This is a genomic window from Flavobacterium rhamnosi (assembly GCF_048286515.1).
In the GTDB taxonomy this organism is placed as follows: Bacteria; Bacteroidota; Bacteroidia; order Flavobacteriales; family Flavobacteriaceae; genus Flavobacterium.
Genome location: NZ_JBLVPS010000020.1, coordinates 73,013 through 83,430, shown reverse-complemented (window position 1 = coordinate 83,430; position 10,418 = coordinate 73,013). Strand labels below are relative to the sequence as shown.

Genomic DNA, 10,418 nt, shown 5'->3' with positions numbered 1-10,418 from the left:
AACGCCGCAAATAATATTTTGGAGAAAGGGCAATTTCTCATGGAAGCTAAAGTAGCCTGTTGAGGCAAGCTTTTTCCAAGAATCCTCAACGCTTAAGCTGGAGGAGTTGTCAAATCACGGCTCATTCCTTCTCATGGCCGGAACAACAAACAGTTTTTGGCAGCATCAGATACCAAAAACCGCCAAAGATGTCCTGCCAAGAATTAATCTGACTTTCAGGAGAGTAAACAGGAAACTCTGATTTGACTGGTACCACCACAAAACATTGTAGTACTCCTTATCATAACATTCCAGCTAAGATAGTACGGCTATATCGGTTAATTCTCCAAAAAAGTTCGACCTGCAGTTGCGATTCTCACAACTCTCTAGTATTAGCAATGTTTATACTTTTAGCCATTTTTTACCTGTATTAAGAGGCAAACAGTTAACTATCTAAACTTATTTTCTATACAGTTCTATTTAATTTTAAAAATATCTTCTAACCAGAACGTCTTTTATTTCACAAATTTTTATATTTTTATAAAACAATAACTATTAAATTAATATTTAACTTAATCAAAAACTAGAATGGGAAAATTTGTAATTACCACCAGAACTAACGGAGAGTTTCAGTTCAATTTAAAAGCTACTAATGGTCAGATAATACTTGCTAGCGAAGGTTATGCTGCAAAAGCAGGTTGTCTCAATGGTATCGAATCTGTAAAAACGAACTCACAGGATGATACTAAATTTGATAAAAAAACATCTACAAACGGAAAACCGTATTTCAATTTGAAAGCCTCCAATGGTCAAATTATCGGTAACAGCGAGATGTATGAAAGTACAGCTGCTAGAGATAATGGGATTGAGTCGGTAAAAACAAATGCACCATCAGCTTTAACTGATGATCAGACAAGCTAAGGAATCTCATTGCAAATCAATTTAGTAATTAGTTAAATTAAGATTCACTCCGTTAAGTACTGGGTGAATCTAATTTAAGTTCTAAAAAACCAATTTGCCAAATTTAATTAAGTTGATTAAGTTGATATAGCCTTGTGGATATGAGAGGAATCTGTCCTATAATTATTATAAATTTCTTGTAAAAATGAACACGTTCAGAACAAAAAAAAATATTATTTTATCCTATATGACTGTGGTCAGCTGTTGCATTTTCTTATTTCTTTTGGCCTCATTCCAAAAAAATGATGAAAAAGGATATCCTTTAAAACAAAAAAAAGTGCTTATTTATTCCAAAACGAACGGCTATAGACATGAAAGCATTTCGGCGGGTATTGCTGCCATTAAAAAACTAGGTGCTGAAAATAATTTTATGGTGGATGCAACAGAAGATTCCCTTGCTATTAACACTGAAATATTAAATGGATATCAGGCTGTTATTTTCTTAAGCACAACAGGTAAAGTATTGGCAGAAAAACAAGAACTGGCACTCCAAAATTTCATGAAAAAAGGAGGAGGTTTTGTAGGAGTCCATGCTGCAACGGATTGTGAGTATAACTGGCCATGGTATGTAGAAATGATTGGTGCAAGTTTTGAATCGCACCCAGCACAGCAAAAAGCTAAGCTCGTGGTTGTAGATAACAAACATCTATCCACAAAACACCTGCCTGCAGTATGGGAGAGAAAAGACGAATGGTATAATTTTAAAAATATAAATCCCGAATTAAATGTGCTTATAAATATTGACGAGTCCTCTTATACCGGTGGAAAAAATAAAAATAATCATCCAATGGCATGGTATCATAATTTTGGAGGAGGCAAAGTTTTCTATACCGCGCTTGGCCATACTACTGAAAGCTACCAAGAAACATTTTTTTTACAACATGTATTAGGCGGCATTAAATATGCTATGGATTAATATCGGGTCCTTTACTGACTTCTATTGTTAAATTGAAATAAGATTGACCGTTTTATATTTATAAAATCAATTAGTTAATAGTATCTTTCGTTTCCTCTAATTCCTCTGATTTTCTCCCGATTTTTATTTTCGGATTGTCTTTATTCCCTGTGATTAGTAACGGAACTCCAATAATTCCTAAAGGAGGTAAACCTAATCGCATTTTTAGGTTCAGTTTTCCATCCAGACTTGTTTTTCCTTCAATTCTTGGTCGGAAACCGGCAAATTTGAATTTAAAACGCTCGATAGTTATAATATTATTCTTAATCGAAGTCTTTATATCCACTTTTGAAATTTCAGGATTGTTTATAGCTTCATGCTTGGTTTTTTTACTTACGGCATTAAACATTTTCATCCCGTATAGTTTTATATCTTTTACAGAGACAACTCCATTACCTATTAAGGAAGGATATACGGGTTCCATCTTCCCATTCAGTTTCCCCTTGAGTTTATAGTCTAAGGATATGGTTCCTTGCGCTTTTTCAGCAGCACTTGCCATTTCTCTGAAAATTTTGATTTCGTTGTAGGCTCTTTTAACATCAAAATCAGTGGCTTTTATATCATATTCAAATTGGGCTTTTTGCGGGCTGATACCACGATACATGGCATTCATGGTAACGGCACAACCAATAAGAGCAAAGCCGGTATTTTGCATGCTTAAATTGCCGTTTTTCATTTGGAGTGCTCCTTTGGCATTGCTGAGCGTAAGTCCATTAAAATTTACTTTTTCAGCATTGGCTTGAAATCGCAAATCAAAATTAGACGGAATCAGAATTACTCCTGTTTCTTGGTTTGCAGTTGGTATTTCTGATTTTGAAGGCACAGCGATTGTGGTCGTGCTCGCGGTACTTGACATAAACTCATCAGCATTGATATATTTTGAATGTAGTGAAAATACACCTTTCAATACGCTGTTTTTCAAAGTAAGAAAATTGAAAACGTTTTTTAAATAACCGTTCATTTTGAAATCAGATTGACCATAGGCCGCCAAAAAATTATTGAAAGTCATTTTGTCCTGATTGATCTTGAAAACTCCTTCTTTTATAAGAAATGGCTTTGGCAAGTATTCGCTTGCCACTAGAATGTTTCGGAGTTCAAGTCTGCCTTTGTTATACAGTTTAGTATAGTTGCCTTTTTCGACATCACTTTGTTTTCCTTTTAAAGCTAAATCAGCTTTGATAGAACCATCAATGTCTAGTCCTTTTTGAGAGAACACTTTGTATATCTTACTAATATCAAGTGTTCCTTTGGCTTTGATATCATAGGTAAGATCCTCAAAATTATTCAAATCAGCTTCCAGAAAAACCGGTTTGCCTTCAAAGGTAAATTGTGTTGGTTTTAGCGCAATTTTAAGGTCGCTGAATGTTCCCTTTTGATTGGTTATTTGCGAAACAATGTTGATATTCGTAATGGGATTCGGATAATATTTGGTTTTTAAATAGCCGCGTTTTAAATTTATAACTGCGTTTGTAATTGGAAAAATATGTTTTTCTTGATCGTATTTTCCTTTTGATTTTCCTTCACCAGTAAGCATTCCTTTTACTTCTATATCAGGAATTCCAAGCGCGCGATTGAGTTTTTCTAAATCAATTTTGGCCTTTAAGATGACGTCAATTTCGGGATTATTTACTCCTTTTACATACAGTTTCGTTTTCAAATAATCGCTAGCGATGTTCAAAGACAAATTCCTTGCATCCACTATTAAAAGATCTGGATTAAGTGAAGGGAGTTGTGTCGCTAAATCTAGGTTCAGATTTGAAACCGGAAATGTACTTTTGTCATAATTTACAAAACCATCTCTTATTTTTAAATCGAGATTTAAATTCGGCGCTTTTTTTTCTGAAGCGATATACTTTCCTTTTAAAGTCAGCAACAAATCAGTTTTACCCTTAAGTTCTGTTTTTTTGAGCCATGTAATGTACTTAGGAGGAAAAGCAGTAAATAGATCTTCAAGATTACTGTTGGTGGATTTAACAACGAAATCCATATTATAACCATCTTTCAGAAAGTCAAATTTTCCTTTGAAATCAACTGGCAGTTTATTAATTTTCAAATCATTTTGCTCAAATATAAAAGACAATGAATTGACATTTACTTTGGTGATTAAATCCCCATCTACTTTTTTATTCATCAAGTAGGGTTCATTTTCATAAATGATATTTAATCTATCTATTTTTGCTTTAGAGTATAAATCAAAAACAGCTTTACTTAAATCTCCATTGCCCAGATAATTAAAACCCAAAGCATCAAAATGAATTTTGGTGGATTGATCGTCATAAATAATTTGGCTGTTTTTTATTTCAATTTTCTCTAGTTTTAAAGCGGTTTCAGAACCGTCACTTTTTTGTGTCTCCTTTGGGGCTATATACACATTGTAGTTTGCTTCTCCATTTTTGTTGACTTTTATATTTATGAAAGACTGATTCAGATAGATTTGGTCAATATTTATAGCATTGCTAAAAAGTAGGCTTGAAACGTCTAGTCCGAACGAAACTTCTTCAGCGGTAATAAATCGCTCTTTTTTGTAAGGAGCAGAACCGTTGAGTTTAAAATCATTTAACGTAATTGTTAAAGATGGAAAATGATGAAAAAACGAAACCTTTGCATCAGAATAATTCAGTTCCCCATTCAGTTTAGTATTAGCCGCTTTTTTGATTTCTTGTTTAATTCTTTCTGAAAAAATTAATGGGGTTATGAACAGTAAAGAAAGAATAATGAGAATGGTAATTCCTATGTATTTTAATAGCTTAAGAGTAATCGCTTTAAATTTATTATTGGACATGTAAAAGTATTAGATTGGATAAAAAAAGGCACAAATGTACTCAAAAAATCAAATATGTTTTTTTTAAACCAAATTAGTTTTTGACACTATTTTAAATTATTGCAACTATCACAAAATCAAATTAGTAAGAAATATATTAGTACAAATTCTACATATAAGTTGCATCTCATTTTTTTTATTAAAAACTGTAATTTACTTTTGTCGAAATTTTAATTTAAAAATTTAATGAAAAAAATCATACTTACTTTAGTATTTGCTTCTGTTATGACTACTATGAGTGCTCAAACAGAAGAAACTGTAAAAAGCACAGAAGATGCTTTTAACAAATGGTCAGTTGAATTAGCTGGCGGTTTTAACAAACCTCAAAGACCTATGAGTGCAGGTTATTCAACTTCACTAATAAGTCCTTATGTTGTTGATTTAGGTGTTCGTTACATGTTTAACAACAAATTTGGTTTGAAAGCTGATTTTGGTTACAACAGTTTCACAGGTGAAAAAGAATCTATTGATTTCGACACTAAGTACTACAGAGTAGACTTACAAGGTGTTGCTAACTTAGGAAGAATCATGAGTTTTGAAACTTGGACTCAAACTATTGGCTTATTAGGTCATGCTGGTGTTGGTTTGTCTTTATTAGAAAGAGAAGATCCTTCTTATAAAAAAGACAGAATAGGTAACTTCATGGCTGGTTTAACTGGTCAAATTAAATTGTCTGACAGAATCTCATTAACAGGAGATTTTACAACAATTCTTAATGCAAAACAAAACATGGCTTTTGACGGAGCTAGTTCATCAAATACTAGAGGTTTCGGTGGAATCCTTTTTAACGGTACTGCAGGTATTACAGTTTACTTAGGTAAAAATGTAAAACATGCTGACTGGGTTCTTGACAATGAAGATAGATTCAATGTTATTGACAACAGACTTACAGCTATCGAAACAAAAATGCTTGATGCTGACAATGACGGTGTAGCTGATTACTTGGATCAAGAACCAAATACTGCTGCTGGTGCAATGGTAGATACTAAAGGTAGATCAATTGACAAGAACAACAATAACGTTCCTGACGAAACAGAAGATTACATCATGAAAAATTACGCAAGTAAAACTGGTGATGCTAATGGTGTATACGATAACGAATTGATCAAAAGTTTAATTAATGGTGGTTATGTTGCTACTTATTTTGACTTTGACAAATCTAAACCAACTAACGTTTCTACTGAAGGTATTGATTTTATCTTAACGTACTTGAGAAACAATCCTTCTGCTTCAGTTGACATTATTGGTCATGCTGACGAATTAGGAAGATCTGCATACAATGATAAATTATCTAATGCAAGAGCTACTAATGTGAAAAACATTTTAGTGAAAGCTAAAATTGCTGCATCTAGATTAAATGTAATCGCAGCAGGTGAAGACACTTCTGTTAATAAAGATTCAGACGGTGCTAGAAAATTAGTTAGAAAAGTTACTTTTAGAGTAAAATAATCTACTTCTTCATATCAAAAAAGCCCTAAAGGAATTTCTTTCTTTTAGGGCTTTTTTATTTGTACTACGAACCTTCTAAGGAGGTCCCAACTACCAATTAGTACTCAATTCAACTTGCGAACATCATTTATGAAGAAGGCATCTAGCATTGAAATGATACTATAAAACAATTTGTATTCTTCACTGTACAAAAAACGAACTATCTTACTAATATCTTTTTTTACTCAGTATTAGATCGTTTAAATATGCTCGACTGGAAAAACTTTTATCTCCAATACTTCTCTTTAAATGTGAGGTCGTCGGTTTCATACTTAACATAAATAGTTCTTTATTTATTTTCAATACTGTCTGAAACGCCATTCTCATTAAAAGCCTCAATGCTGAAAAAGTATTCTGTCTCTTTATCTAATCCTCTGAAATCATACGAATCTCCATCATAAACCATGATGTTGTTGTATAGTTTATCAGGGCTAATTCCGTAATAGATAGTATGTCCAATGGCATCTGATTGCTTGTTCCAGTGAATCATGGCATTGCGAGGATCTGATGAATTTCTGTCCACTTTGAATCCGGTAACCGATTTTGGTCTTTCGGAGCGTCCATTTCCAAAAACACGAAAATCAGAAACAGCAAATAATCCCGTTGCAGCATGAACATTAACCAATTTTACATATCGCCCAGTAATAGATGTTGTTAATTCAACATAATCGTGAGGAACATCCTTGTCGTTTTTTGATTTATCAACAACCAATTTCCAGTTGTGGGTATCGTCTGAAACAAAGATTTGATATTGGTGGTAAATATCCATGGCCTTATTGTATTGTGTCGATTTATGGTCCGCATAGTTGACTTGCAAAGCGTTAATTTGCATTTTACTGCCCAAATCAATCTGGAGCCACTCACCAGGTTTATTTGTTTTTGCCGACCACCACGTTTGAATATCTTCATCTGTTACATTCTCGCCTCCAAAGCACAAATTTTCAAAAACTTTTTTACCTTGATTATCGACTCTATGGGTTCGGGTTGAAGCGCATGTATCTATTGAAGAAACGCTTACTGGCTTTTTATAGGACAATAGCATCCAACCTGCTGATGCTCCCTTTGAATGATCGCGTTGCTTTTTGGACAATGTGATAGGGAAATCTCCATAAGAAGTATTAGAATACATAATACCATCTTTATCAAATCCCGCAGGAAACATATCTATACGTCGTTCAAAACGATCCTTCATCGAAATTTTGCAGGTTCCGGTGTTCCAAAAATTGCCGTTTAAATCTTCAAACGTATTCCCGTGGCCAGCACCAATCACAAAACCTCCCGGTTTATAAGACATCGGATTGTGTTTTTGGTACGTAAACGGTCCTAATGGCTTGTCTGAAACATAGACACCGTTCGCATAGCCTTTGAACTCTGTTCCTGGTGCAGCATATTGCAAATAATATTTACCTTTATATTTATTCATCCAGGCTCCTTCCATAAAATCTCCCCAAGGGGCAGGTTCCATATCATTATTAGGGCCGAAACGCTCCCAGCCGTGCTCTTTAGGACGAATCCATAGTACTTCTTTCACCCCTTTCTTATCAAATTCGACAGCTTCTTCCTGATTTGTATATTCTGAAACAGGTTGGGGAACGTAATCTTTTGCTTTTATAGGTTGCCAGGTTTTATAATCCAGTTCGCAGGCAACCAATGGATATTTTCCACTGGTTCCATAATAGGAATAAAGTCTTTTGTCATCATCCTGAAAGACACCAGGATCCCCTGCCGGATGAATAATACTGTCAACATGACGAATCCAACGTCCTTCTTTTGGATTTGCTGTTTTCCAGATCGGCATGTGCTTATCGGGGCCAATAAGAAACAAAGTATCGTTCATGACTAAAGCCGAAGGGCAACAAATATCACTGCTATGCGGATGACGCTGAAAGCTTCCGTAAACAAACTCCCAATTCGACATATCCTTACTCCAATAAAATCCAGCCTGGTTAGTGGCAAACAAGTAATAGTCTCCTTTATAAGTAATAATTACAGGGTCTGCACTAGAACGGCGTGACTCCGGAATATTATTATGATTCTCTACACCATACGTGTAGCTTATATTCATTGGGTTACAATAGGTATTTTGCGGAACATTAGGGTCGAACCAAGCTGTTTTCCCAAGAATACTATTTTGAGTTTCGTTTTTATCATACGAACTATAGCCGATTTTTTTATAGCCGCTACAATATGTAAATAATACCAATAACGAAATGATTCCTATTTTTTTCATTTTTATGTTGTTTAAAGAATTACTATCAACGAAGCCGTTTGTGTAAATAATTCGATATTTTTAATTGACTTTTAGTATTTTACTTAATTCTGATTTTCCATTCTCATTAAAAGCTTCAATAGCAAAATAATAGTTTGTTCCTTTGTCTAAACCTCTGAAGTCATACGAATTTTTATCGTAAACCATTATACTGTTGTATAATTTATCAGGCGCAATTCCGTAGTAAATGTTATAGCCAATGGCATCTGATTGTATACCCCAATAAATCATTGCATTGCGCGAGTCAGTAGAATTTCTGTCCACTTTAAATCCAGCAACGGATTTTGGTTTTTCGGACAATCCGTTTCCAAAAACTCTGAAATCTGAAACAGCAAACAATCCTGAGGCATTGTGAATATTTACCATTTTTACATAACGAGCCTCGATTGGTTTTGATAATTCTACATAATCATGAGGAACATCCTTATCGTTTTTAGATTTATCGACTACTAAAGTCCAATTTTTGGCATCATCAGACATAAAGATTTTATATTGGTAATAAATATCCATCGCCTTGTTGTATTGGGTGGCTTTATGATCTGCATAATTGATCTGCAGCGCATTAATTTTCATTTTTCTTCCCAAATCGATCTGTAGCCATTCGCCGGCCTTACTCGTTTTTGCCGACCAATACGACTGGATATCTTCATCAGTTAAATTTTTAGCATCGTAGCAGATTTTCTCATACACTTTTTTCCCGCCATGGTCAACTCGATACGTTCGAATATCCATACATTCTTCCTGAGAAGAAACAGTAGCAGCCTTTTTGTAGGATAGCAACATCCATCCGGATCCGGATCCTTTTGTATGATCACGTTGTTGCGTTGGAAGCAATGTTGGATAATCTCCATAAGATGTATTAGAATACATTACGCCATCTTTATCGAATCCGGCTGGAAACATATCAATACGACGTTCAAACCGATCTTTTACCGAAATCTTGCACGTTCCTGTATTCCAGTAATTACCATAAATATCGGCAAAAGTATTTCCGTGTCCGGCTCCTATTACAAAACCTCCTGGTTTATACGACATCGGATTGTGTTTTTGATAAACAAAAGGTCCCAAAGGACTATCACCCACATGAACCCCATTTGCATAACCTTTGAATTCAGTACCTGGGGCTCCATATTGCATATAGTACTTCCCGTTGTGTTTAGTCATCCAGGCTCCTTCAATAAAATTACCCCAGGGAGCAGGTTCCACATCATTATTAGGTCCAAAACGTTCCCAACCGTGTTCTTTCGGATCTAAAGTAACAACTGCTTTTATTTCACCATAAGGTTTCTGAATATCCTCCACTTCGGTTGCAGCATACAGTTTTTCATAATCGGCCTGATTTCCTTTTGGTAACCATGTTTTGTAATCTACTTCTACGCCACAAAGCGGTAATTTTCCACTTGAACCGTAGTACATATAGACTTTTTTGTCATCATCCTGAAAAATTGCCGGATCCCAAGTTGGTAGCATGGCGGTCTCGACATGTCGCACCCATCGACCCGATTTTGGATCAGCTGTTTTCCAAACAGGATGGTCTTTTTTCCAAGTGGAACCTACGTAAAACAAGGTGTCATTTACAACCCACGCAGCTGGAGCACATTGATCATCATCGCCGGGAAGGCGTTGAAAACTGCCATAAACAAATTTCCAATCCGACATATCTTTACTCCAAAAGAATCCCGCTTGATTGGTTGCAAATAAATAGTATTCCCCTTTATAAGTGATAATTACAGGATCGGCACTCGAACGACGAGAATCAGGAATGCCATTGTGATTTTCAGCGGAATAATTGTACCCTATATTGATTGGATTACAATACGTTGATGCCGTTCTATCCGGATCAAACCATTCGGTTTTTCCAATTAAATTGGTTTTAGGCTCTGATGTTGTAATCTTACATCCAACTAAAAGTAACAACATCGGTATCAAATATAACTTATTCATTT

The 10,418-nt window shown here is 34.9% G+C and carries 6 protein-coding genes and 1 pseudogene; 4 read left to right on the top strand and 3 right to left on the bottom strand.

Annotated features, from left to right (window positions below):
- Positions 1–112 precede the first annotated feature (112 nt).
- From ACNQGN_RS14925 to ACNQGN_RS14915, 3 genes and pseudogenes are all read left to right on the top strand, one after another.
- Positions 113–241: pseudogene (locus tag ACNQGN_RS14925) on the top strand (alpha-ketoglutarate-dependent dioxygenase AlkB); the annotation flags it as partial.
- A gap of 326 nt (positions 242–567) precedes the next feature.
- Positions 568–900 (top strand): YegP family protein, encoded by a 333-nt coding sequence (locus ACNQGN_RS14920; protein ID WP_417988623.1) that lies wholly within the window; start codon positions 568–570, stop codon positions 898–900.
- A gap of 184 nt (positions 901–1,084) precedes the next feature.
- Positions 1,085–1,855: a ThuA domain-containing protein gene (locus tag ACNQGN_RS14915; RefSeq protein WP_417988622.1), complete on the top strand. Its 771-nt coding sequence runs from the start codon at positions 1,085–1,087 to the stop codon at positions 1,853–1,855.
- A gap of 70 nt (positions 1,856–1,925) precedes the next feature.
- On the opposite strand, the gene ACNQGN_RS14910 is transcribed toward ACNQGN_RS14915, so the two are convergent.
- Complete coding sequence (locus ACNQGN_RS14910) at positions 1,926–4,676, bottom strand: AsmA family protein (RefSeq protein ID WP_417988621.1); 2,751 nt, start codon at positions 4,674–4,676, stop codon at positions 1,926–1,928.
- 225 nt (positions 4,677–4,901) lie between these two features.
- Between ACNQGN_RS14910 and ACNQGN_RS14905 the strand changes: the two genes are divergently transcribed.
- Complete coding sequence (locus ACNQGN_RS14905; protein ID WP_417988620.1) at positions 4,902–6,164, top strand: OmpA family protein; 1,263 nt, start codon at positions 4,902–4,904, stop codon at positions 6,162–6,164.
- 328 nt (positions 6,165–6,492) lie between these two features.
- Here the strand turns inward: ACNQGN_RS14905 and ACNQGN_RS14900 are convergent, their stop codons facing one another.
- Together ACNQGN_RS14900 and ACNQGN_RS14895 are read right to left on the bottom strand one after the other, a co-directional pair.
- Positions 6,493–8,433 carry a family 43 glycosylhydrolase gene (locus ACNQGN_RS14900; protein WP_417988619.1) on the bottom strand — a complete coding sequence of 647 codons (1,941 nt, stop codon included), beginning with the start codon at positions 8,431–8,433 and terminating at the stop codon, positions 6,493–6,495.
- Positions 8,434–8,493: 60 nt separating this feature from the next.
- On the bottom strand, positions 8,494–10,416 hold the full coding sequence (locus tag ACNQGN_RS14895; protein WP_417988618.1) for a discoidin domain-containing protein: 1,923 nt from the start codon (positions 10,414–10,416) through the stop codon (positions 8,494–8,496).
- Positions 10,417–10,418: the final 2 nt, after the last annotated feature.

Coding starts and splice junctions, on each gene's coding strand:
- ACNQGN_RS14920 (WP_417988623.1), top strand. CDS start 568: ATGGGAAAATTTGTAATTACCACCAGAACTAACGGAGAGTTTCAGTTC.
- ACNQGN_RS14915 (WP_417988622.1), top strand. CDS start 1,085: ATGAACACGTTCAGAACAAAAAAAAATATTATTTTATCCTATATGACT.
- ACNQGN_RS14910 (WP_417988621.1), bottom strand. CDS start 4,676: ATGTCCAATAATAAATTTAAAGCGATTACTCTTAAGCTATTAAAATAC.
- ACNQGN_RS14905 (WP_417988620.1), top strand. CDS start 4,902: ATGAAAAAAATCATACTTACTTTAGTATTTGCTTCTGTTATGACTACT.
- ACNQGN_RS14900 (WP_417988619.1), bottom strand. CDS start 8,433: ATGAAAAAAATAGGAATCATTTCGTTATTGGTATTATTTACATATTGT.
- ACNQGN_RS14895 (WP_417988618.1), bottom strand. CDS start 10,416: ATGAATAAGTTATATTTGATACCGATGTTGTTACTTTTAGTTGGATGT.